21 protein-coding genes and 4 tRNA genes are annotated in these 23,555 nt (G+C 46.3%); 19 read left to right on the plus strand and 6 right to left on the minus strand.

The features are described from left to right. The first annotated feature begins 361 nt into the window (after nucleotides 1-361). From QMD03_01610 to QMD03_01645, 8 genes are all read left to right on the plus strand, one after another. Complete coding sequence (locus QMD03_01610; protein ID MDI6775933.1) at nucleotides 362-1,705, plus strand: DUF262 domain-containing protein; 1,344 nt, start codon at nucleotides 362-364, stop codon at nucleotides 1,703-1,705. Between the two features lie 139 nt (nucleotides 1,706-1,844). Next, nucleotides 1,845-2,144, plus strand: coding sequence for a hypothetical protein (locus tag QMD03_01615; GenBank protein ID MDI6775934.1), 300 nt, complete (start codon nucleotides 1,845-1,847; stop codon nucleotides 2,142-2,144). Continuing rightward, nucleotides 2,141-2,419 (plus strand): type II toxin-antitoxin system prevent-host-death family antitoxin, encoded by a 279-nt coding sequence (locus tag QMD03_01620; GenBank protein ID MDI6775935.1) that lies wholly within the window; start codon nucleotides 2,141-2,143, stop codon nucleotides 2,417-2,419. Before QMD03_01615 ends, QMD03_01620 begins: the two co-directional genes overlap by 4 nt. A 54-nt stretch (nucleotides 2,420-2,473) precedes the next feature. Further along, entirely contained in the window at nucleotides 2,474-4,003 is a 1,530-nt protein-coding gene (locus tag QMD03_01625) for a long-chain-fatty-acid--CoA ligase (protein ID MDI6775936.1), read from the plus strand. A gap of 59 nt (nucleotides 4,004-4,062) precedes the next feature. Then, entirely contained in the window at nucleotides 4,063-4,440 is a 378-nt protein-coding gene (acpS, locus tag QMD03_01630; protein MDI6775937.1) for a holo-ACP synthase, read from the plus strand. 103 nt (nucleotides 4,441-4,543) lie between these two features. After that, nucleotides 4,544-5,026, plus strand: coding sequence for a tRNA (adenosine(37)-N6)-threonylcarbamoyltransferase complex ATPase subunit type 1 TsaE (tsaE, locus tag QMD03_01635; GenBank protein ID MDI6775938.1), 483 nt, complete (start codon nucleotides 4,544-4,546; stop codon nucleotides 5,024-5,026). Between the two features lie 3 nt (nucleotides 5,027-5,029). Beyond that, nucleotides 5,030-6,250 carry an aspartate kinase gene (locus QMD03_01640; protein ID MDI6775939.1) on the plus strand — a complete coding sequence of 407 codons (1,221 nt, stop codon included), beginning with the start codon at nucleotides 5,030-5,032 and terminating at the stop codon, nucleotides 6,248-6,250. 7 nt (nucleotides 6,251-6,257) lie between these two features. Next, a complete protein-coding gene (locus QMD03_01645; protein MDI6775940.1) occupies nucleotides 6,258-6,824 on the plus strand; it encodes a helix-hairpin-helix domain-containing protein in 567 nt (188 codons plus the stop codon). Nucleotides 6,825-6,828: 4 nt separating this feature from the next. On the opposite strand, the gene QMD03_01650 is transcribed toward QMD03_01645, so the two are convergent. After that, entirely contained in the window at nucleotides 6,829-7,431 is a 603-nt protein-coding gene (locus QMD03_01650) for a lytic transglycosylase domain-containing protein (protein ID MDI6775941.1), read from the minus strand. 90 nt (nucleotides 7,432-7,521) lie between these two features. Here QMD03_01650 and QMD03_01655 point away from each other — a divergent pair. After that, nucleotides 7,522-7,598 (plus strand) — tRNA-Pro (locus QMD03_01655). A gap of 122 nt (nucleotides 7,599-7,720) precedes the next feature. On the opposite strand, the gene QMD03_01660 is transcribed toward QMD03_01655, so the two are convergent. Both QMD03_01660 and QMD03_01665 read right to left on the minus strand, forming a co-directional pair. Next, on the minus strand, nucleotides 7,721-8,185 hold the full coding sequence (locus QMD03_01660) for a MaoC/PaaZ C-terminal domain-containing protein (protein MDI6775942.1): 465 nt from the start codon (nucleotides 8,183-8,185) through the stop codon (nucleotides 7,721-7,723). Between the two features lie 21 nt (nucleotides 8,186-8,206). Continuing rightward, entirely contained in the window at nucleotides 8,207-8,674 is a 468-nt protein-coding gene (locus tag QMD03_01665) for a MaoC family dehydratase N-terminal domain-containing protein (GenBank protein MDI6775943.1), read from the minus strand. 403 nt (nucleotides 8,675-9,077) lie between these two features. On the opposite strand from QMD03_01665, the gene QMD03_01670 reads away from it, so the two are divergent. From QMD03_01670 to QMD03_01700, 7 genes are all read left to right on the plus strand, one after another. Next, nucleotides 9,078-9,161, plus strand: a tRNA-Leu gene (locus tag QMD03_01670). 54 nt (nucleotides 9,162-9,215) lie between these two features. Continuing rightward, nucleotides 9,216-10,553, plus strand: a complete 1,338-nt coding sequence (tig, locus tag QMD03_01675; protein ID MDI6775944.1) for a trigger factor — start codon at nucleotides 9,216-9,218, stop codon at nucleotides 10,551-10,553. Next, nucleotides 10,550-11,134 (plus strand): ATP-dependent Clp endopeptidase proteolytic subunit ClpP, encoded by a 585-nt coding sequence (gene clpP / locus QMD03_01680; GenBank protein ID MDI6775945.1) that lies wholly within the window; start codon nucleotides 10,550-10,552, stop codon nucleotides 11,132-11,134. The genes tig and clpP overlap by 4 nt, the downstream gene beginning before the upstream one ends. A gap of 23 nt (nucleotides 11,135-11,157) precedes the next feature. Next, entirely contained in the window at nucleotides 11,158-12,417 is a 1,260-nt protein-coding gene (clpX, locus tag QMD03_01685; GenBank protein MDI6775946.1) for an ATP-dependent Clp protease ATP-binding subunit ClpX, read from the plus strand. Between the two features lie 9 nt (nucleotides 12,418-12,426). After that, nucleotides 12,427-14,877: an endopeptidase La gene (lon, locus tag QMD03_01690; GenBank protein MDI6775947.1), complete on the plus strand. Its 2,451-nt coding sequence runs from the start codon at nucleotides 12,427-12,429 to the stop codon at nucleotides 14,875-14,877. A 237-nt stretch (nucleotides 14,878-15,114) separates the two neighbouring features. Next, nucleotides 15,115-15,190, plus strand: a tRNA-Val gene (locus tag QMD03_01695). 92 nt (nucleotides 15,191-15,282) lie between these two features. Further along, nucleotides 15,283-15,359: transfer RNA gene (locus QMD03_01700), tRNA-Asp, on the plus strand. A 23-nt stretch (nucleotides 15,360-15,382) separates the two neighbouring features. Here QMD03_01700 and QMD03_01705 read toward each other — a convergent pair. Further along, nucleotides 15,383-16,468, minus strand: a complete 1,086-nt coding sequence (locus QMD03_01705; GenBank protein ID MDI6775948.1) for a MaoC family dehydratase N-terminal domain-containing protein — start codon at nucleotides 16,466-16,468, stop codon at nucleotides 15,383-15,385. A 519-nt stretch (nucleotides 16,469-16,987) separates the two neighbouring features. Between QMD03_01705 and QMD03_01710 the strand changes: the two genes are divergently transcribed. The 3 genes from QMD03_01710 to QMD03_01720 all read left to right on the plus strand — a co-directional run bounded on the left by QMD03_01710 (nucleotide 16,988) and on the right by QMD03_01720 (nucleotide 20,835). Beyond that, nucleotides 16,988-18,319: an acetyl-CoA hydrolase/transferase C-terminal domain-containing protein gene (locus tag QMD03_01710; protein MDI6775949.1), complete on the plus strand. Its 1,332-nt coding sequence runs from the start codon at nucleotides 16,988-16,990 to the stop codon at nucleotides 18,317-18,319. Between the two features lie 105 nt (nucleotides 18,320-18,424). Then, nucleotides 18,425-19,564, plus strand: coding sequence for a 2-hydroxyacyl-CoA dehydratase family protein (locus tag QMD03_01715; GenBank protein ID MDI6775950.1), 1,140 nt, complete (start codon nucleotides 18,425-18,427; stop codon nucleotides 19,562-19,564). Between the two features lie 2 nt (nucleotides 19,565-19,566). After that, nucleotides 19,567-20,835 (plus strand): 2-hydroxyacyl-CoA dehydratase family protein, encoded by a 1,269-nt coding sequence (locus QMD03_01720; protein MDI6775951.1) that lies wholly within the window; start codon nucleotides 19,567-19,569, stop codon nucleotides 20,833-20,835. Between the two features lie 53 nt (nucleotides 20,836-20,888). Here QMD03_01720 and QMD03_01725 read toward each other — a convergent pair whose 3' ends face one another. Together QMD03_01725 and QMD03_01730 are read right to left on the minus strand one after the other, a co-directional pair. Beyond that, nucleotides 20,889-22,076, minus strand: coding sequence for an acetyl-CoA acetyltransferase (locus tag QMD03_01725; GenBank protein ID MDI6775952.1), 1,188 nt, complete (start codon nucleotides 22,074-22,076; stop codon nucleotides 20,889-20,891). Between the two features lie 68 nt (nucleotides 22,077-22,144). Further along, nucleotides 22,145-23,539 carry a 3-oxoacyl-[acyl-carrier-protein] synthase III C-terminal domain-containing protein gene (locus QMD03_01730; protein MDI6775953.1) on the minus strand — a complete coding sequence of 465 codons (1,395 nt, stop codon included), beginning with the start codon at nucleotides 23,537-23,539 and terminating at the stop codon, nucleotides 22,145-22,147. Nucleotides 23,540-23,555 lie beyond the last annotated feature (16 nt).

The following is a 23,555-nucleotide window of genomic DNA, read 5'->3' on the forward strand; positions in this document are numbered from 1 at the left end:
CTCCCAACCAGTTGAGAACCTACCTAATAAGAGGAAGATTTCCTTGATACCCTTCTGCAAAGGTCCAGAAGGCCGCCTCCATACCGTGAAGATGTAGCACAGATCACGGAGGGGATTTTCTGTGTTCGTCGTATACTTGAAGGTGGAACGGACCTACGATGCATTCAGAAACTTTTAAGATATAAGAGTTTAGAGGTGATAGGTGACAAAAATTGCCAAGAGGAAGGGGGATTCTGGGGGCTCACCCAGAATCGGAATATACGAAATACATTCGTTTATACCCCCAAAATTGAGGGGATATACGAAGTAAGTGCATCAACAACGAAGTTAGCTGCAATTTGTCGCCTAAGGAGAAAACGTAATGAATGAAGAAGCAAGTCAACTAAATGAACTTGAGTTCGATGAATCACAAGAGGAGGAAAACGAACAACTCCCATTTGAAAGAAAGATTTATACTGACAAAGGCGACCCTGAAGTGGAATCTCTTCATGGGAAATACAAGAGAGGGAAGCTTGATATACAGCCGGATTTCCAAAGGTATTTTGTTTGGGACACAAAAAAGTCCAGCCGACTAATAGAATCTGCTCTATTAGATATACCCCTACCAGTCATATATCTATCTGAAGAACAAGATGGTAAGGAATACGCTATTGATGGGCAGCAAAGGTTAACTGCCTTTTTCTCTTATATTGACGGTAAGTTTCCAGATGGGCGAGATTTCAGGTTGAATGGCTTAAAGGTCTTCACAGAACTTAATCGTAAGTCTTTTAAAGAAATTGATGACAAATTACAGGACAAGATAAGGTATTGCAAAATCCATGCAATAACATTCAAAAAAGATTCGGACATAAATCTAAAATTTGAAATATTTGAGAGGCTGAATACCGGGGCTGTCTCCTTAAATGATCAAGAGCTACGAAATTGTATATACAGGGGTCCATACAACGATTTATTGAAGGAGCTTTCGCAAGACATTGATTTTTTAAATCTTTTGGGCTTAAAGAGTTACGAGAAAAGAATGAGAGACATTGAGCTTGTCCTCCGGTTCGCCTCCTTTTTTCATTCAACCTATCTCAACTATAAGCCACCGATAAGAAAGTTTCTTAACGACGACATGGAGAAACACCAATTCATAAGAGCAAAAGAAGCTTCCGAGCTAAAAAATGCCTTCAAGAATGCTGTGATGATAATCAAATCACTTTTTGACGATCACGCATTCAAAAGATTCTACAAGGGGACCGACAAGAATCCAAACGGTTATTGGGAGCCCAAGAAGTTCAATGCCTCCTTATATGATATTTTAATGTATAGCTGTGGTAGAGAGGACAAAAACAAGATTTATCAGAATTTAGATTCTGTTAGGGAAGCGCTTATTGATCTTATGACAAAAGACCAAGAATTTATAGATTCGATAGAACTCTCAACGAGCAGCGTTCAAGCCGTTACGAAACGATTTGATAAATGGAGGCTTACACTTCAAGAGATAATTGGCATTGCCCAGAAAGAACCTCGTTGCTTTTCTTTGAACTTAAAGAAAGAACTTTACAAAACCCCTACTTGTGAGATCTGCAAACAAGAGATACATAATATTGACGATGCAGCGATTGATCATGTTGAACAATATTGGAAAGGTGGGATGACAATTCCTGAAAACGCCCGACTAACACATAGGTACTGCAATTGGGCAAGACGAAGAAAAGATTAATCGGCAACAAACATGCAGATAACAACGGCACAAACGCATTCTTCAAAAACCCTATCGGCTTCGTCTGTGCCGCACACGGTTATTGTTATTGTACATGTGCTGAACAATTGCCGACTTTTTGGTTGGAAGGAACTGAATCTTGAAATATCGTATCGAATATTCTCCTGATACCGAAGAACATTTTCGATTCCTGATAAAACGTCAGCAAGTGACTGTACTGGACACAGTGGAAAAACAACTTCAATATCAGCCTAATGTCGAGACAAGAAACCGTAAGCCTATGCGACCTAATCCATTTGCTCCTTGGGAATTAAGAATCGGAAATCTTCGTGTTTATTATGATATTGAAGACAAGCCTGAGCGTGTTGTCTATATACGTGCTGTTGGAATCAAGGAAAGGAATAATGTTAGAATTGGAAAAGAGGAGATAAAGCTATGAAAACCGTTGAAGTCTCAAAAGCAACCTTACCACTTGCAGATTACACAAAAAAGGTAAAAAAAGAACCTGTAATTATTACTCGTGAGGGGAAACCTGTGGCAGCCTTGGTGGGTATCAGCAATGCAGACATCGAGACCGTTTCTCTTAGCAATAACCCAAAGTTTCTTAATCTAATTGAGCGGTCACGGGCAAGACAAAAATCTGAGGGTGGAATTTCCACAGAAGAAATGCGTTGTCGGCTGGAGAAACAAAAACGTTTGGCACACGTCCGATAACAGAGCACAAACGGCTAAAGGCCCAAACAATGCAACCCGCAAAAGGATTGAGAAATGGTTTTGGCAGAGCTATTGATGAGGAATGTGAGGAATAATCCCCATAAGAGAGCAATGGTCTGTAGGGAGACTCGAATTTCCCTTACCTATGGGGAGTTTAACGCAAGGGTAAACAGCCTGTTAAACGGTCTTTGTGATCTGGGGGTGAAAAAGGGAGATCGTGTGGCCGTCCTCTATCACAACTGCCACCATTATGCGGAGCTGTTTTTCGCCCTCGTAAAAGGTGGAATGGTCTTAGTCCCCATAGACTTCAGACTGAAGGAAAAGGAAATCTCTTTTCTCCTCAATAACTCCCAGGCCAGTATGGTAGTGGTGGGAGAGGATTATATAGAGGTGCTTCCTTCCCCGGTGGATATCCCGACCGTCAGGGGCCTTATCTGTATAGGAAAGGCCCCTGACGGGATGGAGGATTACGAATACCTGATCTCCTCCCATCCTCCCTGGGAACCACGGGTAAATGTGGAAGAGAAGGATCTGGCAACCCTCTATCATACCAGCGGGACCACAGGAGTTCCTAAAGGGGTGATGATGACCCACAAAAATCTCATCTCCATCGCCACCAATACGTTGATCGCCTTTCGGATAACTCCCGATGATATAACCCTCCATACTTCTCCCTTTTCCCATGTGGCGCCTATTTGGCCGTTATTGATCCATTTCTATATGGGAGGGAGCAATGTTTTATTAAAAAAATTCGCTCCCCAGGATGTCCTTGAGGCCATCGAGGAGGAAAGAATAACTACATGGAACTCGGTGCCGGTAATGATTATTCAACTCTTGAACTATCCGGATATTCACCGGTACGATCTCAGCAGTCTCCGCTGGATATCCTACGGAGCTGCCCCCATGCCTGTGGAGATATTAAAGAGGGCGCTTACCCTTTTGGGTCCCATTCTTATCCAGGTATATGGATTAACCGAGGCCTACCCCGTTACCCTCCTGCCGCGTGAGGACCATATCCTTGAGGGTCCGGAGGAGAAGCTGAGGAGACTGGGGTCCTGTGGAAGGGAATTGATCAACTGTGAGGCAAGGGTAGTTGATGAAAGGGGAGAAGATGTTGCTCCTGGTGAAATAGGAGAGATAATAACTAAGGGAGACCACGTGATGGAGGGTTACTGGGGTCTGCCGGAAGAGACTTCCGCAACCATAAAAGATGGGTGGTTGTATACCGGTGATCTGGCCACCGTAGATGCGGAGGGATATATTTATATTGTGGACAGGAAGAAGGAAATCATCATCAGCGGCGGGGAAAACATCTCCCCCCGCGAGGTGGAGGAAGTGATCTACATGCATCCTTCGGTATCGGAGGTAGCGGTGATCGGCGTTCCGGATGAAAAGTGGGGGGAGGCGGTCAAGGCATTGGTAGTGTTAAGGGAGGGGAAGAAGGCTACCGCCGAGGAGATAATAGATCTCTGTAAGAACAACCTGGCAGGCTTTAAAAAACCCAAGGCGGTAGAATTTCTGATTTCCCTGCCACACACACCCAGCGGTAAGGTGTTGAAAAGAGAGCTAAGAGAAAGATACTAAAAGTAAGACCCTTTGACCGAGGTGCATCCTCGGTCAGCTATTGGCTACAGGGTAGAAGAATGATATACGGTATAGGCATTGATTTTGTTGAAGTTAGCAGGATGGAGAAGATTCTTAAAAGATGGGAGGAACGATTTACTAACAGGGTGTATTCTCCGTTGGAGATTGATTACTGCAAAAAACGGGCTTTTCCGGCCATGCATTATGCGGCGAGGTTCGCTGTCAAGGAATCCTTCCTTAAAGCGGCGGGCGTCGGCTTGTGGATGGGAATAAGATTAAAAGATATTGAAATACTCAACAACAGGGAGGGTAGGCCGGAAATAAAACTCCATGAAAAGGCAAAAGAAATCCCGCAAGACAATGGTATAACCGCTATTTATATAAGCCTGTCCCATACAGCGGTGCTGGCAGTTGCTATGGTTATCCTGGAAAGGTGAGTGTGAAGTTTGAAGTGAGCTAAAGTGCCTAAAGTTACAGAAAAATCAAAAACTTTAAGCGCTTTAAACTTTAGGCGCTTTCCCGGTTTATCCGTGTTAGGTGATGGATAAAACTCATGTTAAGCTGATTTCTGAAGATCCGCAGGAAACGTTCTCTCTCGGCAAGGTATTAGGAGAGAACTTGCATGCGGGAGATGTCGTTGCCCTTGTTGGTGAGCTAGGGGCGGGAAAAACATGTCTTACACAGGGTATCGCAAGGGGGCTTGGCGTACCGGAATGTTATCAGATTACAAGTCCCACATTTACCCTGATCAATGAATATCCGGGGAGGTTTGTCCTCTATCATCTGGACATGTATCGTCTGTCGGGGGTTGGGGATCTGGAGGAGTTAGGGTATGAGGAATATTTCGGGGGAGATGGTGTCCTCGTCATTGAGTGGGCGGAAAAGATAAGTGCAATCCTTCCCGACGAGACCTTGTTTGTTTCTCTTACTTATCTGGATGAAAATAAACGGGAAATTGATATTTACGGTGGGGTGAACAGGATAGCTCTCATTTTGGCTGCCTTAAAAGAGGGAGGTTTTTAGCTCATGGCCCTGGTAGTGCAAAAATATGGAGGTGCCTCCGTTGCTGATATTGAAAAGATAGAGAGTGTTGCCCGGAGGGTGATCAAGGCAAAAGAGGCAGGAAACGATGTGGTGGTAGTTTTATCGGCTATGGCCGGTGAGACAGACAGGCTTATACAGATGGCCTATAGCGCGGCTGGTGAGCCTGATGGGAGGGAATACGATGCCCTTATTTCCATGGGAGAACAGATCACCGTCACCCTCTTAGCTATTATTTTGAACAGGATGGGTTACAGGGCCAGGTCCTTTCTCGCTTTTCAGGTGAAGATCATAACCGATCAGGCGCACAAGAAGGCCCGGATTCTCAGGGTGGAGACGGAAGCCATAAAAAATGAACTCAAAAAAGGAACCATTGTTGTTGTGGCGGGATTTCAGGGTGTTGACCGGGAAAACAATATTACAACCCTCGGGCGGGGGGGATCCGACACGAGCGCCGTTGCTCTAACAGCGGCGCTGAATGCCGATGTATGCGAGATATTTACGGATGTTGATGGCATTTATACAACGGATCCCAGTATTTACAATAGGGCAAGGCGCTTGAACAAGATTTCCTATGACGAAATGCTGGAAATGGCAAGGGCAGGAGCAAAAGTGCTCCAGCCTCGCTGTGTAGAGCTGGCCAAAAAATATGAGGTTCCCATATATGTAGAGTCTTCATTTACCGACGAGGGGGGAACGCTGGTGACTAAGGAGGATGGGGATATGGAGAGAGAGGTGGTGTCTGGAGTAACGTATGATCGGGACCAGGCCAAGATTACGGTGGTTCACGTTCCGGATAGGCCTGGTGTGGCCGCGCGTTTATTTACGCCCATTTCAGAGCACAACATCGTCATTGATATGATCATTCAAAATGTAAGCCTTGAGGGGTATACCGATCTAACCTTTACAGTTTCAAAAAAAGATGCCAATGAAGCGTATAGGCTGATTAGGGAGGTGGCAAAGGATGTGGGGGCAGACAGGGTAGAAGTAGATGAGAATGTAGCAAAGGTGTCCGTCATCGGCGTGGGAATGATCAGTCATTCCGGTGTTGCGGCAAAGATGTTTGGCGCCCTTGCCAGTGAAGGAATCAATATCATGATGATCAGCACCTCTGAAATAAAGATCTCGTGTGTTGTGCAGGCAAAATATACCGAACTTGCCGTCACGGTTCTTCACGATGCCTTTGGATTGGAGCAAAAATCATAAGATTATCATGTCCATCACCGACAGACAGCTTGACGGATCAATTGTCCTCGTTGCGATTGCATCTTTCGTTTATATTGCAGTCTCCCTCCTTGCCCGGTACCCTTCTCATGGTACCTCCATTCCTTACAGCGATGGAGGTTCATGCCCTGTAATAGCTGAGCTGACCGGTGACACGGATCACAGGGGAATCTATTTCGTACCTGAAGATACAACGATTTCCGATTTTTTGAAGATTGCCGAAGTAGAAAATATAAGTGATCTTGAGAAGAAAACCGTTAAACTGTCAACCGGTGTGGCGGTTACAATAAATGCAGGCAATCAGTTAAGCATGGGGAAAATGGGTGCGGCCAAGAGACTGCTCCTCGATATCCCTATTGACATTAATCTGGCCTCCCCTGAGGATCTTATGCTTGTCCCCGGCATTGGTGAGAAGACGGCACAACGGATCATTCATCTCAGAGAAACCTCCGGAAGATTACAGGGGCTTGAGGATTTGATGAAGATACCGGGGATCAAAGAAAAAAGATTGGCCCGGATAAAAAAGTACCTCTATGTTGAGGGTGTGGAGAACTGATCTCTTACCTGCTTTTACCGCTGTATTTATTGAAATAATTCAAAACTCGCTGGATATATGTCTGGGTCTCCTCGTAGGGGGGGATGGAGTTGTTATATCGGGCCACAGCCCCTTCACCGGCATTGTAGGCGGCCAATGTTAGGGGCAGGTCCCCGTTAAAAAGATTTAAGAGATAGCGTAAATACCGGACACCGCCTTCAATGTTATTTTCGGGGTGGAGGGAATCTTGTACTTCCAGAGAGGAAGCTGTCGCGGGCATGAGCTGCATTAAACCTCGGGCCCCCACGGGGGATACGGCCCGGGGGTTAAAGTTTGACTCTGCCTTAATAACAGCCTTGATTAGAGCGGAATCAACATTATACTTCTTAGCCGCTTTTGTGATCAGATGATCATACCTCTCCACATCCTGTCCCAGGTTGAATTGCACACGCTTTTCTTTTAAGACGAGAACATATTGGGCATTGACATCTGTGGGAACGTTGGTTAGGTGGATAACACCTTCTTTATCTATGTATTTATAGATGTCGGTGAGGGGAAGAGAAGGAAAAACAAAATTTATTATCAGCAACAACAGAATAAAAAGCATAGTGGTTTTTTTCTGAGTCATTCCTGAAAACCCCCCTATTTTTTATTTTTCATTGTCCTTGACATAGACATTTTATGGTGTTAATGTTCTCCGACTTTAAAATATCATTGTCGGGGCGTGGCGCAGCCTGGTAGCGTATCTGAATGGGGTTCAGAGGGTCGGAGGTTCAAATCCTCTCGCCCCGACCAATAGAAGCTGGATACAGTTTTCCTTTAAATTTATGCCTTAATAAGTTCTCCTGCTTTAATGAGTTCTCCAAAGTGTTAAATAAGTCCTTCACCCATTTGTTTTCTTCTGTAACTGTCGTAAGTTAGCCCCTTGAGGGGAGAGCCATTGTAGCCTTGCCCGGAGTTGTTTTTTCCCCCTTGGCGTTTTCTACCCAGATATCGCAATCTACGAAATGTTCGTTACCTTCAATATATTTCCTCGTGACCGTGCCCTTGCACCACCAGGTATCCCCCTCCTGAGGTTCCTCCATGGTCTTCATTCGCCGGGGCCAGTCCACGGCTCGGAATTGACAGGATAACTTCTTCAAGAAGCCTTGTTCCCCGATCCAGTCAGTCATAAGCTGGCATAGCCAGGCACGCTTGAGTTGACCATGGACATAGGCCCGCTCCAACCCCTGGGAATCGGCGAATGCATCCTCATAGTGTGCCGGATTGAAATCCCCTGATGCCCCCGCCCATTTTACCAGCATTTGAGTGGTGGGAATCTTGGGTAACGGGGTTACTTCTTTACCTGCTTCCACATCTTCCCAGTATATTTCCTTGGCCATTTTTTCACCTCCAGAAATAGATTAGCTACAGACCAGGGTCGAGCGCACGTTAGCTACCCGATCGCCATTTTGATTAATATAAGTTGTTTCGGTAACGGCAAATATCAATTTACCTGCCTTGCCCTCACGCTCGTAAACATCAGCAATTCTCCCTGTGGCTGCCAGGATATCGCCAGCACGCACAGGGAGCAGAAACTCGAACTCGGACCCACCATCTAAGAGACGTTTATAGCCGGCCTTCATTATAGCCTCCAACAGTTCTTTCCGGACTCCGCTAAGGCGGGGACGTGATTTTACAGGCCAACCAAAGAAACCGGGAGGGCATATAATCGTCCCGTGTTTTGAGGTCCTGGTATATTCCTCATCGTGATAAATAGGGTTGGGGTCGCCTATGGCCTCGGCGTATCTTTTTATTGCTCCCTTTTCCACTTCCATGAGATAGGGTTCATCTGTTTTGCCGATGAACTTTTTCAACTCTTCTATAGCCACCTTACTCCTCCTTTGGAAAATAAAAAGTTACGGAGAATAATCCTCTTTTTACGTTCCCTTCGGTCTCCAGGCTTTGCTCTGGGAAGCCAATTACCAGAAGCATATTCTCTTGTCAAGGTTTTTAACCCTCCACGTCTTTTCAAGCGGTCCAGATATGCTATCGAGAAGTTCTTTTAGAATTGACTTTTCCTCTTTCAGGGTTTATTTCTAACAAAAATTGGAAGAAGGGAAAAAGGGGAATCCAATTACCTGTAAAAGAAGCCTGGAGTAGGTAAGATACTACAGCGAATGTAGCTATTTAGCTTTAAGCTCCCAGCTTTCAGTGCGCTTGGTGCATATACGAAATAATTGCCGTTGACAATCAGGGAGGAAATGGATATATTTTGTCGTAGATTTCTACTTTGCGAGAGTGGCGGAACTGGAAGACGCACTGGACTTAGGATCCAGCCCGCCTATGCGGATAGGGGTTCGAGTCCCCTCTCTCGCATCAATCTTTGGGAGGTCTTTTGGTAAATGTGTTCGGGAAGGAGAATTAATTATTGTGAGCGAGGTGGATGTGGCTGTAAAAGTTGAAGAGATCAGTCCTGTCAAAAAGAAGATTTTGTTTGATATTCCCTGGATGGATGTAAAAAAGGAACTGGATGCAGTCTATCGTAATGTAGCTAAGTCAGCTAAAATCAAGGGGTTTAGACAGGGAAGGATTCCCAGAGAGGTTTTGGAGGTTTACTATAAGGAATCTGCGGAAGGTGAAACAATATCGAATCTACTCAAAAAATTCTATCGGGGGGCTCTCGAAGAGGAGGATATCATCCCGGTAACTCAGCCCCATATTGATCAAGGGGGGATTGAAAAAAATAAGAACTTTACCTTTACAGCAACCGTCGAGGTGGAACCTGTTATCGAACCGAATGACTACACCGGTCTGGAACTGGAGATGGAGGGACTCGACATTACAGAAAGGGATGTTGAGGAGAGACTCCAGCAAATCAGGCAAATGTTCGCCAGTCTCGAAGAAGTGGGAGATGACAGAGGAGTTATGGAGGGTGATTTTACAACCCTTGATTTTGAAGGAACAGCCGAGGGAGAACCACTCAAGGGACTGAAGGCGGAAGATTATACTCTGGAAGTTGGCTCTAAGACGTTTTTACCCGGTTTTGAGGAGCAGTTGATAGGGATGAAAAGGGGAGAGCCAGGGCAAATCCGGATCAAATTCCCCGATGACCATCATATTGAGCATTTAGCAGGAAAAGAAGTTATATTTTCTGTAAACTTAAAAAGCATAAAGGAAAAGAAATTACCCGAGCTGGATGAAAACTTTATTCGTAATTTTGATAAGTTTGAATCCATGGAAGAACTCAAAGAGGATATCCGGAAATCATTGGAAGAGGAGAATAAAGTTAAGGCCGATCTGGCCTTGAAAGACCTTGTTGTCAGCAAACTTCTGGAAGCTAATGAATTTGAAGTACCGCCTTCATTTGTAGAAGGTCAGATCTTTTATATGATGGCCGATACACAGCAAAGGATGATCCTCAGCGGGATGGATCGTAAAGAAGCCGCTGAATTGAGTTTGCAGTTTCGTGACCATTTCAGAGATGAAGCGACCACAATTGTCAAATCCGGGTTTCTTTTGAAGAGTATTGCCCGGAAAGAGTCTCTTACCGTTGATGAAAAAGAGGTCGAAGACCATCTCAGGGATATGGCTCGTGAGCATGCCAAGGAATACGAATCTTTGCGGGAATCTTACGAAAAAAACGGTAGGATTGATTATATAAGAAATGAAATTCTTAATAAAAAAGTGTTTGATTTTATAAAGGGAACATCAAAAATAACAGTTGTCAAAAAGACAGAGACTAAAAAAGAGGAGAAAGAAAATATATGACTCTGATCCCCATCGTGGTCGAGCAGGATGGGAGGGGTGAGCGGGCCTTTGACATCTATTCAAGGCTTTTAAAGGAGAGGATCATCTTTCTCGGGACACCCATTGATGATGATGTGGCAAATCTCATCATTGCCCAGATGCTGTACCTCGAATCGGAAGATCCCGACAAGGAAATCTTTTTCTATCTGAATACTCCGGGGGGGCTGGTGAGTTCCGGACTGGCGATTTATGATACCATGCAGTATATTAAACCCCCCGTCTGCACCGTTTGTATGGGGCAGGCAGCCAGTATGGGCGCTCTCCTTCTTGCTGCCGGTGAGAAGGGAAAAAGGTATTCCTTACCCCATTCGAGGATACTCATCCATCAACCGCTCGGTGGTTTTCATGGCCAGGCCACGGATATTAATATTCAGGCGCGTGAGATCTTACGCTTGAAAGAGGAATTAAACACTATCCTTGCTGAACTGACCAATCAACCCCTTGCAAAGGTCGAGGCAGATACAGAGAGGGATTACTACATGACAGTTCTTCAGGCAAAGGAATATGGAATCATTGATGAAATAATTGCAAAAAAGACGTAACACTCTCAGGAGGAGTTTCTCTGATGGCCAAGAAGGGTAGGGATTATCAAGGTGGACAGATGCTTTTCTGTTCTTTTTGCGGAAAGACACAGAGTGAAGTCAGAAAATTAGTCGCGGGCCCCGCGGCATATATCTGTGACGAATGCGTAGAACTCTGTAAGTGTATTATTGAGGAAGAATGCGATACACATGATGTCGGGCAGTATAAAGATACCTTTCCCAAACCAAAGGTTATTAAAAAATTTCTTGATCAGTACGTCATCGGTCAGGAGAAGCCTAAAAAGGTGCTCTCCGTAGCTGTCTATAACCATTACGGACGTTTGTTTTCGAATCTTGACATGGATGCGGTTGAAATCCAGAAAAGCAATATCCTGTTAATCGGGCCTACTGGCTCGGGGAAGACTCTCCTGGCAAAGACCCTCGCCAAGATATTGAATGTCCCCTTTACCATAGCCGATGCAACGACTTTGACCGAGGCCGGGTATGTGGGAGAGGACGTGGAAAATATAATCCTGAGCCTTCTTCAGAATGCCGATTATGATGTGGAGAGGGCTTCAAGAGGAATTGTCTATATAGATGAAATTGATAAGATCGCAAAAAAATCGGGGAATCCTTCCATTACAAGAGACGTATCCGGTGAAGGCGTCCAGCAGGCCCTTTTAAAGATCATAGAAGGCACCATGGCAAGCATACCGCCAAAAGGAGGAAGAAAGCATCCACAGCAGGAATTTATCCAGGTGGATACAATAAATATACTATTCATCTGCGGTGGGGCATTCAATGGTCTCGAAGATATTATTGCCAAGCGGATCGGCGCCACTTCTATGGGGTTTGGCGCCGACATTAAGAGTAAGCAAGAGAAGAAGATTGGTGAATTATTGTCAGAAGTACAGCCGGAAGACCTTTTGAAATATGGGTTGATACCGGAATTTATCGGCAGGTTACCGGTGATTGCCACTTTGAATGAGTTGGACCAGGATGATATGATAAAGATTTTAGTTGAACCCAAAGATTCTATTATCAAACAGTACAAAAAAATATTTGAATTTGAAAATGTAAAACTGAAATTTACGGACGGCGCCCTAAGGGCAATAGCCAAATTGTCCATGGAACGGAAATCAGGAGCAAGGGGGCTGCGATCAATCCTGGAAAATGCCATGCTGGATATTATGTATGATATTCCCTCTCGACAGGATGTGAGGGAGTGTGTTATCAGTGAAGATGTTATTCTGAACAGGGAACGGCCTATTCTGCTTTACGAGGCAAAATCTGAAACGGCTTAGGAAACGGTATTGGGAACGTTTGATTTCATTAAAGACAGAGAAAAAGAACAAAAGATATCGGTCATTCCCCTTTTGCCATTGAGGGATGTGGTTGTATTTCCCCATATGATCGTGCCTCTCTTTGTGGGAAGGGAAAAGTCCATTGCCACCCTCGAATCTGCTATGAAACAAGAGAAGGGCCTATTCCTGGCGGTACAGAGGGATGCGCAGAAGGACAATCCGACGGAAGATGATATCTACCGTGTGGGTACAATCGGGACTATAATTCAGCTTTTGAGGCTTCCCGACGGAACGGTTAAGGTTCTTGTGGAAGGAAAGAAACGGGGGGTCATTAAAGAATACCTACCCGACGAAGAGAACTTTTCCGTCAGAGTTCAAGAGATGGAAGACATTGATGATCAGGATGCGGTAAAGACAGAAGCCTTAATGAGAGGCATAAGGGAGGTTTTTGAAACTTACGTAAAGCTCAGCAAGAAAATACCGGTAGAGATGGTTGGTGCCATGGCATCTATACAAAATCCTTCAAGGATGGCGGATGTTGTTGTATCCCATACCAATATCAAGCTCGAAGACAAGCAGAAAGTCTTAGAGATATGCAATATCGCCGACAGGCTGGAAACAATCTACAGGTTAATCTTTGGAGAGGTGGAGATCCTGGAGGTTGAGGAAAAGATCAAGAAACGGGTCAAAAAGCAGATGGAAAAGACCCAGAAGGACTACTACCTGAATGAACAGATGCGGGCCATCCAGAAAGAGATGGGTGAGAAGGATGATTTCAAGAATGAGATTGCAGAACTCGAAAAAAGGTTGAAGCAGAAAAAATTATCAGAAGAAGCCCATAAGAAAGTCAAGCAGGAAATTAAAAAATTGCAGATGATGGCCCCTATGTCGGCGGAGTCTACGGTAGTCAGAAATTATATAGACTGGTTATTGGATTTGCCATGGTCTGAAAAGACAGACAATAAATACACCCTAAAAGAATCAGAGGCGATCTTGGAAGAAGACCATTACGGTCTAAAGAAAGTAAAGGAGCGGATCCTCGAGTACCTTGCCGTACAGACTCTGGTGCAAAAAAATAAGGGATCTATCCTCTGTCTTGTCGGTCCCCCGGGTGTAGGTAAAACCTCTGTCGCCAAATCGGTTGCCCGGGCAACCAACAGAAAGTTTGTCAGAATGTCCTTGGGTGGCGTCAGAGACGAGGCCGAGATCAGGGGTCACAGAAGAACCTATATCGGCGCTTTACCGGGAAAGATCATTCAGTTATTGAAAAAAGCGGGTGCCAATAATCCGGTCTTTTGTCTGGATGAGGTTGATAAATTGAGTTCCGATTTCCGGGGAGATCCTTCCGCGGCCCTTCTCGAGGTACTTGATCCGGAACAGAACAATACCTTTAACGATAATTACCTCGAAGTTGATTATGACCTTTCCGATGTCATGTTCATTACGACGGCCAATGTCTTGCAAACGATACCTCCTCCTCTCCAGGACAGGATGGAAGTGATTCGCATTGCAGGTTATACGGAACCGGAAAAGTTGAACATTGCCAGAAAGTTTCTCGTTGCCAAGGAGATGGAGGCCAATGGTCTTACGAAGGACAACATCTTCTTCTCGGATGGCGCCTTGCTGGCTATTATCAGAAAATATACAAGGGAGGCAGGTGTCAGGAACCTCGAAAGAGAAATTGCCTCCATATGTAGAAAGATAGCGAGGGAGATCGTCACGAATGGTGACGGGGGACAGATTAAGATCACCTCCCGGGTTATTCAAAAATACCTGGGAGTACCACAATTCAGATACGGGGAAACGGAAGGAAAAGATGAAATCGGGCTGACTATTGGTCTGGCATGGACGGAAGTGGGTGGAGAACTCCTTACCATTGAGTCTTCACTCATGAGAGGAACAGGTAAGATGATATTGACCGGAAAATTAGGGGATGTAATGCAAGAATCCGCTCAGGCGGCTCTGACTTACGTCCGTGCGAGGGCAGAACAGTTCGGTTTGCCGGAGAATTTTTATAAGGAAACGGACATCCATGTGCACGTACCGGAGGGCGCCATACCGAAGGACGGGCCATCGGCAGGTATTGCCATGGCTACATCCATAGCTTCTGCCTTTATAAAAAGAAAAGTTCGTGCGGATCTGGCCATGACCGGTGAAATTACCCTGAGAGGGAGGGTGTTACCCATAGGTGGTTTAAAGGAGAAACTTCTCGCCGCTCACCGGGGAAATATAAAGACAGTTATCATTCCCAAAGACAATGAAAAGGATCTGGCTGATGTTCCTGCCAATGTTTTAAAGGCATTGGAAATTCTCTTTGTTGACCATGTTGATGAGGTTTTGAAATGGGCATTCCTTCCCGAGGAAGAAACGAGAGAGAGCGAAACGTGTGAGGAGGAGAGATACATGCCGGTCCCCCCTGTTATCAGCACACCTCAGATTCCGACGAATGTCTATACCTAACCCGGACAAGCCGGAACCAAAAAGGTCAGAAAAAGTTCAAATGTCAAAGCTCAAAGTTCAAATGAATGTCAAATGACTCAATATCAAAAGATTTATCCCCTTTGTCATTTGAGCTTTGGGCTTCATTTGTCATTTGAGTTTTGAACTTAAAATTTTCTTGCCAATTTGCGCACAATTTCATTCATAAGAGACTAAAGTAAATACTTGAGGAGTCAGGAGCCAGAATCCAGAATAAAGGGGCGGGTAGCTCAGTCGGGAGAGCGCCACGTTTACACCGTGGATGTCACAGGTTCGAGTCCTGTTCCGCCCACCATGGAAATAAGAAGCCTTTCTTGTTAGAAAGGCGATTCATGGTTTCACTGATGGCAGTGATGAAAAAGGTTTTTCAAAAGGGATAGGTATTTCGGGGTCGTAGTTAAGATGGTTATAACGCCGGCCTGTCACGCCGGAGGACGTGGGTTCAAGTCCCATCGGCCCCGCCATAATTTCATGATCCGCTACATTCCTATACACGAGAGGGAAGAAGAACCGAAGCCATTCCATACATAGTGGTTTGTCCTCTTTGATTCTCGGCCCTGCAATCTATATCAACCAGATGTTCATCTGCTTCTATGTACTTCTTTACAACCCTTCCTTTTAACCACGTAGTGTCCCCCACCAAATTGAATGCACGAAGGTCGGCATGCATCTTTCTTAGAAAACCATCGTCACCCATCCAGTTAGTGAGCAAGTTTCCCAACCAGCAAATCCTTTGCGGGGCATAATCATAAGCGCCAGTAATGCCGACTTCACCAGCTCTTGTATGTTCCATATGTACTAACTCCGGGACATCAATGATACCAGTCTTAGAATCTATCATCCCTATCGCTGGATGGCGCTTTTGATATTCATAGAAGACTTCATTGGCATATCTGATATATATTGATCCAGCCCCTATGAGAAAGGCAATATTGTCCCTTGGACTAAGAGGTCCTTTGACGACAGGTGTAAGCTCATTCCCAACATTAACATCTTCCCAGTAGCGTGGATTTGCCCCTCTTATCTCTTCTCTTTCAATATTATCATAGATTTTCCTTAATTCCTTATGTGTGTATTGAGCCCTCTGGATATCCTTATATTTCCCCCCCTTACCGGCCGCCGCCCTCTCGGCAAGGACGCTCCAACCTACAGCTTTCGCCACGACTTGTCCGCACTGGTTTTTAAAGATAGTCTCATCCGTACTTATAAAGGTCTGTCCTGCCATACGACTCTTCTTCTCCTCCACAGAAAGGAGAGTAACCTCAAAAGTAAAACTATCCCCTTCATATATTGGCTTGTACCATTCCCAGGTATTACCTGAACCCCAGGCATGTATCCCTGGCATCATACCCCCCTGACCAAAGGGCCAATATATACTGTAGAGGAAGCACGGTGGGGCAATTAAGCGTCCCCACTTTGTTTTCTCCGCGTAACTCTCGTCTCTGTAAAGAGGATTTCTATCCCCTGTTCCATTACAGAAGTGTCTAATAGCATCTTTACATGCTATTGTATTAAACCATGGCTCCGTAGGTTTCAATGTCTTTCCAATCCTGCTCCTTGCCCTCTCGAGCATTGCGGGAGTCACTGAAGCATGTTTTTGGGACATTTCCTAAATTTCCTCATCTATGTTCCCCAGCTATACTCCTCTATCCCCTGGACGGTAAGGTACTTACGGTTCATCTCCATTGGATTTTAACCTCACCCCCATGCTTTTTCTCTTAAAACCACACTTCCACTTCTCCTTGGCTTGGTTCATCCCCACGCACGTGGGGAACATGAGATCACTTTGGTTCAAAACAGGTATTGTTTACAGTATTACCCAAAACCATGTGTTTATCAAGAGGGAAAAACCCTGTGTCATTTAAACTTTACTGCGACAGCGCCATGAAGGGGAATTTTATGGAAAGGCCAATGATCAGTCTGAACATAACGTTGGGAAAAGAAGCGCTAACGAGTAGAAAAACTTGACAACCCGCCTTCCTTTTTCTAAACTCCATTTCGCAAAAAGCAATGACTCAGCGGCAGCTTGTTTGCTGCCCAAGCAGGAAATAAATGAGTTTGTCCATTATTTTAATAAGAGGAGGTATTGCCCTTGGATTGGCAGGAAGAGTATAGCAAAAGGATGATCTCGGCCGAGGAAGCGGTCGCAATGGTAAAACCCGGTGATGCGGTGGCATTCACCGCGGGTCGTGAAGCCTACGCTATAGGTTTAGCTCTCGTTTCCAGGGTAGTGGAGTTACAGGGCCAAGGCGTGAAGGTCTTCGTTCCAACGCCAGGATACGATTTCGGTTGGTATGACCCCGGCTGGGAGGATTTCTTTGATTTAACCATCATGATGGCTACGGCCACTTGCCAGGAGGCCATTGATGAAAGGAGGATTGACTTCAATTTCGGGACCATAATCCCCTTTCACATGAACGAGGATATAATGGAACCCGATATCCTCCTCACCGAGGTATCGCCTCCCGATGGGAAAGGGTTTTGCAGCTTCGGGCAATCGCTATGGAACAAAAAAAGACATGTCAGGGCGGCCAAGCTGGTAATCGCTGAGGTAAATGCGAACCTCATCAGAACCTATGGTGATAATTTTATCCATGTCTCGGAGATAGATTACTTTGTGGAGCATGTCTCCTCGGGGGCAACCCCCGGCGCCGGCTCGCTTGCCGGGAGGAAGAAAAGGGCGCCCGAACCCTATATAAAAGACATCGCCGGATATGTGGGCTCCATAATGAAGGACAGAGATACCTTTCAAATTGGCGTCGGAAGAACTACGGAACTTTTAGTCCAGCATGGTCTCCTTGATGGCAGACAGGACCTGGGCTATCATTCCGAAGCCACTCCTCCAAGGATCATTACCCTGGTTCGGGAAGGGATGATAAACGGGAAATATAAGACCCTTAATACCGGTAAGGTGACTGTTACCTCTCTTGGGGGTGGCACCAAGGAGGAGATGGAGTGGGCCAGCGATAATCCAATATTTGAATTGGTAGATGTAGCCTACCTTGAGGATATCAGGGTTATTGCCGCCCATGATAACATGGTAGCCATTAACCAAGCCCTGGCTATAGAGTTGACAGGGCAGATCACCGCTGAGGGTTTGGGCACACGGCAAGTTAGTGTCGCCGGGGGGCAGATTCCCTTCGTCTTCGGCGCCTTGCTTTCCAAAGGAGGGCGTTCCATCACCGTCCTGCCGTCAACGGCGAGAGTCGGCGATAGGATTGCCTCCCGCATTATGCCCACCTTGCCCGAGGGAACACCGATAACTACCCTGCGGAACTGTGCCCAGTATGTAGTTACCGAATATGGGATTGCCAATCTTTGGGGTAAATCGGTGAGACAGAGAGCGGAGGAACTCATCTCGATAGCTCACCCTGATTTCCGCGCCGAGCTCAGGGAGGCAGCAAAGAAACGCTTCTGGGCATGATGATAGCTCTTACTGGTCAACCCCGGAAGCAAAGATAGATGAGTCGTAAGTCATAAGACTGACGACTGACGACTGATGACTGACAAGTGAGGAGGTAAAAGTTTTATGGAAGAGATGATGAAGGAGTTTTTTAGTTACACTTCGGATCCTTATCGTGCCATCTCGGAATGGAAGGAGGCCAGTAAAAAGAAGGTCGTCGGGGTTTTCCCCATGTGGATACCGGAGGAGATAATCCATGCCTCGGGGATGCTCCCCGTGGTGATGTGGAGGAGTAACGAGGCCGTCACGTGGGGATATGCCCATGTGCCCTCCTATAACTGCCCGATGAATAAAAGCGTGGTTGATGATGCCGTCAAGGGAAAGTTGAAATTCATGGACGGCATGGTCTTCTTGAGGGAATGCCTGCAATCTCAGGAAGTGCCGTACATTATCGAAAATAATGCCTGCCCGCCTTTTGAAGAATATCTCTACCTCCCCCCCATATACCACGGGGATAAGGCATCAAAGGGATTCACCAGGGACGAATTTGAAAAACTCAGAGCCGGTCTGGAAAAGTTCGGCGGGGAAAAGATTACAGATGAGAAACTGAAGGAGAGTATCCGCATCTATAACCGGAATCGTTCGTTACTGAGAAGGCTTTACGAGATAAGAAGGAAAAAGCCCGGAATTTTGAAGGGAAAGGATATCCTCAGGGTAGTATGGGCGAGCATGCTGATGCCGAAAGAGGAGCACAGTAAATTGCTTGAGAAACTGGTCTCCGAACTGGAAAAAGACGGGCACGCACCGGCAAAAGGAAAAAAAGTCTTCCTCTCCGGGTGTCTTTGTATCCATCCCCAGCTTGAACTCCTGGATATGATAGAGGATCTCGGAATGTCCGTTGTGGATGACGACATATATGTAGGATACAGATACTTTGCAAACGATGCAGAGGTGACAGATGATCCTATGGGGGCGCTGGTGGAACGCTACTTTATTAAGACGCCTGTAGACCCGGCAAGGGGAGAGGTGGAGTTGCACTGGGGGGATGAATTGGTAGAGAAGGTGAAAAAGGTGGGTGCAGACGGCATTATTACCCTGCTGACTAAATATTGCCCCCCCCATCTCTGTTATTATCCTGATATCAAGGTGAAGTTGGCGGATGCCGGCATACCCGAGGTGCTTATAGAGGTAGAACATGAAATTATATCGTTGGAGGGCATAAAGACAAGGTTGCAATCGTTTAAAGAAATAATAGGAGGTGTTTAAAGATGAGCGTGGAATATAAACTAAACAGGCTTGACACTTCAGGAGTTGGTCCCCTCGTTGACAAGCATTGGAGGGAGCTTAGAGAAGCTAAGGAAAAAGGAATGAAGGTGGCGTGGTCTTCTGGGCCACTGTTTGTATATTCATATGCCACTCCCAATATGGCATCCCATTTTATGGCCGGCTATGCCGCTTATTGCGGGGGGAGAAAGATGGGAGACGAGGTGCTCGAAGCTGCTGAGAGGTACGGGGAACTTAGAGATACATGTTCTTATCATCGCCTTCATACCGGTATGGCGGCGATGATTGCAAATAAATGGCCGGTGACAGATCCAAGGGTGATTCTCCCTCTTCCTGATTTGTTGATTTCAGGACGGTTTTGTACCGAGATGTCTCATTATATGGAGGCAATCCACCGGAGGTTTGGCACAAAAGCCGTAATCATAGAATTACCTGTGGCCCGTAAGAAAGAGGATTTGCCGAGGATAGAGAAGTACGTAACAAATCAGATAAAGGAGACCCTCATACCGGCCATAGAAAAGACAAGCGGCAGCAAGTTTAATGAAGAGAATATGAGAAATATCTTCAGAGCATGGAAAGAAGACCTGATAATTCGGAATAAATGTTGGGAATTTCTCAAGAGAAAGCCTGCCCTCTGGACATTGTGGGATTATGGTGTCAGCATCGCCCCCATATTTTATGCCATGGGAAAACCGGAGAGCCACGAGTACTACGTTAATCTCTTAGCACAATTAGAAGAAAGGGCGGCCAAGAATATCCCCGCAGTTCATCCTGATGGGGAGAAATACCGTCTGTACTGGGATGGCTGGCTTCCCTGGGCATTTCTGGGAAAGTTTCTCCGTTTGATGGTCCCCCATGGAGCGATCCCGATCACCGGGAGGTACCCGTGGGAATTTTTCCCTTACCCTGAAGATATAAATCCCGAAGCCGATGATATTATCCACGAGTGGATCAGGTTGCTCTATACCAGCCCCAACACGCTGGGATACCATGATGGCCCATGGGGAGGGGAAGAGCACGTGGAGAAGCTTATCCAGGAATATTCCTGTGATGGGATGCTCTTCTTCTCATCCAAGACCTGCCGCCTCTGGAACCTGGGACAACAGGAAATCATAAACAAGGTGGAAAGGAAATACGGTATCCCAGGAATTGTCATCGAAGGAGACATGATAGATTCGACGATGGTCTCTGAAGATCAGTTAAGAACGAGGATAGAGGCATTGCTGGAAACGATTGATGCGAGAAGGAGATAATCTGTGTGGGGCGGGTTTGAAACCCGCCCCACACTGCCCCCTACCTAAACAAATTATCCCTTTTCGTTCCCTAAGATCACTACACAGGATACGCTGGGATGCCCTCCCAAGGTATGGGCCAGTCCCCTGTTTGCCTTTTTAATTTGGCGTTTCCCGCATTTGCCCTGAAGCTGCTTATATATCTCATAACACATCCTCAGGCCGGAGGCCCCGATGGGGTGTCCGAAACACTTCAAACCACCGTCGGTATTGACGGGAAGTTTTCCCTCCAGGGTGAATGTCCCCCCTTCGATATCTTCCCTTGCCCGTCCCCTCGGGGAAAAACCCAAATCCTCGTAGATAAGCAGTTCCGTAATCGTGAAACAATCGTGCACCACTGCCAGGTTGATTTCCTCCCGCGGATTCTCTATCCCCGCCTGTTCATAGGCCTGTTTGCTTGCGTTCTGTGTGGCGGCAAAGGTCGTCCAGTTGAATTCCGGTTCAAAGTGAGGGGCAATGGAGTTTTGTGCCAGTCCAATACCTTTGACGTATATCGGATCGTCACGGAATCTTTTTGCTATCTCGGCATTGCAGATGATGGCCGCAGCGGCGCCATCACTATTGCCACAGCAGTCATAGAGACCCAACGGTGAAGAAATAATGGGTGCATTTAAGACCTGCTCCAACGTTATTTCCGCCTGGAAATGTGCCTTTGGGTGCATACTCCCGTTGTGATGATTCTTTACCGCAATCATGCCGATAGCCCTTTTGCCCTCCTCATAGGAGAGGCCATACTCATGGAAGTACCTGTTGGCAGCGAAGGCGAAACTGCTCGGTGCGGTCCTTCTGACCTCCATCACCGGGTGCACTCCCCTGCCTGCCCCCAGGCCAGGAAATCCGCAGTCCTTTAACTTTTCAAACCCAAGGGCCAGGACGATATCGTACATCCCCGCCGCCACGCCGAAACATGCATTACGAAACGCCTCATGTCCTGTGGCACACCAGTTCTCCACCCGGGTAACCGGTATTTGGTGAAGTTTCAGTGGTTCCGCCAGAGCGAGGCCGCCCATTCCTACCCAGTGGGAAGTGGTAGTTCCCACCCAGGCGGCCTGGATCTCCTTCGGATCTATACCGGCGTCCTCATAGGCCTCGTAGGCGGCCTCAATGATCATATCCTCCGGTCCCTTGTCCCAGTTCTCACCAAATTTACAACACCCCATGCCAATAATGGCCACTCTATCTCTAATTCCTTCTTTTCTCATATTCTAACCTCGTTTTTGATAAATTCGAATGACCTATGACTTACGACTTATGACCTATGACTTACGACTTATAATCCAATCGGACGGCATTTCCAATAGTAATTGTAAAAACCGGCCTCCTCATGAAATCGTCTATAGATCATCTCCACAGGGGCCTCTATCTTTATCTCCTCAGGTTCGCAATCGGTCATCAGACAGTAGATACGGGCCCCGACTTCAGTTTCTACAATTGTTTGGATGGTTGGCGGATTCGGTCCACCGGCCAGGTTATCGAGAGAATATGAAAAGACCTTTCCTTTCTTACCGGATAGGGGAAACTCCTCAAAGTTATCCTTGCTCTTACAGGAATAACATACCCGTTGAATGGGAAAAGTTATTAAGCCGCATACATTGCATTTACTTCCATGCAAAGCGGCAGACCATTTTCTTGTCCTCCACATTACAGAGGCAGAGGGGAAGAGACGTATAAGCTCCTGAGGTGTCTGCACCAATCCACGAAAGGCGAGATATTTCTGGTAACTAAGCTCCTTACCCGCCTCGAGGGTCAATCCTGTTACTGAGGAAGCGTCTCTTTCCCCCATTTCAAGCAGAAGGGTATCGCTTCCACTGCCAAAGTTTGCCCAGAGGATCGTCTCGCCTGGTTTTGCCGCGGCAAGGGCAGAAGCGAGCATCATTAAAGCCTGGGCAGAGCCGGTATTCCCTGTCCTGTCCACCAGAGAATCCTGTATCTGTTCCGGTTTAAACCCCAATTTCTTTGCTACCCGCTGGTGGCTTGTTCCCTCGGGACTGTACATGACCAATTTATCTACTCTGTCGGCCTGCAGATTATTTCTCTCCATGATGGCAGTTATGGAATGAGTTATATCCTTCTCATAACCCATCTGGACGATAAAACGATCCTCCCATGTCTTCACAAAATTGTCCTTATCCATTCTCCATACGTCGGTAATATCGTTCCAGGCCGAATAAGAATCTTTGATATGGCAGATTATATCTGAATCTCCAAGGAGGACCGCTGCCCCCCCATCCCCCATAATACCCTCCAGAGGGGAACGGGGAAGGGTAGGGCGACAATCGGCAGTGACGACAAGAATATCTCCCAGGCCTGCTTTTACCGCATCTATAGCAGCAATCAAGGCATTCGTACTTGACCTTGTTGAACCCCCAAAATCACCGGTACGAATGCCAGGGGAAAGATCGAGCACCCCTGCGCAGATAGCGGCACATTGTTTCTCCCAATACGGAGCGGTAGTAGAGGCAAAGTAAAGCCCTTTTATCTTATCCCTGTTTTCCTGCTGCAAACACTTAAAACCGGCCTCGATCGCCATGGTGACGCTATCTTCGTCAAAATTGGCCACCCGCCTCTCTCCTTTTCCCGCTTTAGCGCCCCAGGCCATGCCGATTGTCTTTCTGCTCAAACGGTAATAGGGGAGATGAACTGCAATCTTTTTAATTCCAACCATAAAAAACGCCTCCTTT

The organism is Syntrophales bacterium, assembly GCA_030018935.1.
Taxonomy (GTDB): domain Bacteria; phylum Desulfobacterota; class Syntrophia; order Syntrophales; family CG2-30-49-12; genus CG2-30-49-12.

Coding starts and splice junctions, on each gene's coding strand:
- QMD03_01650 (MDI6775941.1), bottom strand. CDS start 7,431: ATGACTCAGAAAAAAACCACTATGCTTTTTATTCTGTTGTTGCTGATA.
- QMD03_01645 (MDI6775940.1), top strand. CDS start 6,258: ATGTCCATCACCGACAGACAGCTTGACGGATCAATTGTCCTCGTTGCG.
- tsaE (MDI6775938.1), top strand. CDS start 4,544: ATGGATAAAACTCATGTTAAGCTGATTTCTGAAGATCCGCAGGAAACG.
- QMD03_01720 (MDI6775951.1), top strand. CDS start 19,567: ATGAGCGTGGAATATAAACTAAACAGGCTTGACACTTCAGGAGTTGGT.
- QMD03_01640 (MDI6775939.1), top strand. CDS start 5,030: ATGGCCCTGGTAGTGCAAAAATATGGAGGTGCCTCCGTTGCTGATATT.
- QMD03_01620 (MDI6775935.1), top strand. CDS start 2,141: ATGAAAACCGTTGAAGTCTCAAAAGCAACCTTACCACTTGCAGATTAC.
- acpS (MDI6775937.1), top strand. CDS start 4,063: ATGATATACGGTATAGGCATTGATTTTGTTGAAGTTAGCAGGATGGAG.
- QMD03_01715 (MDI6775950.1), top strand. CDS start 18,425: ATGGAAGAGATGATGAAGGAGTTTTTTAGTTACACTTCGGATCCTTAT.
- QMD03_01705 (MDI6775948.1), bottom strand. CDS start 16,468: ATGCTCGAGAGGGCAAGGAGCAGGATTGGAAAGACATTGAAACCTACG.
- QMD03_01625 (MDI6775936.1), top strand. CDS start 2,474: ATGGTTTTGGCAGAGCTATTGATGAGGAATGTGAGGAATAATCCCCAT.
- QMD03_01725 (MDI6775952.1), bottom strand. CDS start 22,076: ATGAGAAAAGAAGGAATTAGAGATAGAGTGGCCATTATTGGCATGGGG.
- QMD03_01730 (MDI6775953.1), bottom strand. CDS start 23,539: ATGGTTGGAATTAAAAAGATTGCAGTTCATCTCCCCTATTACCGTTTG.
- QMD03_01610 (MDI6775933.1), top strand. CDS start 362: ATGAATGAAGAAGCAAGTCAACTAAATGAACTTGAGTTCGATGAATCA.
- clpX (MDI6775946.1), top strand. CDS start 11,158: ATGGCCAAGAAGGGTAGGGATTATCAAGGTGGACAGATGCTTTTCTGT.
- clpP (MDI6775945.1), top strand. CDS start 10,550: ATGACTCTGATCCCCATCGTGGTCGAGCAGGATGGGAGGGGTGAGCGG.
- QMD03_01660 (MDI6775942.1), bottom strand. CDS start 8,185: ATGGCCAAGGAAATATACTGGGAAGATGTGGAAGCAGGTAAAGAAGTA.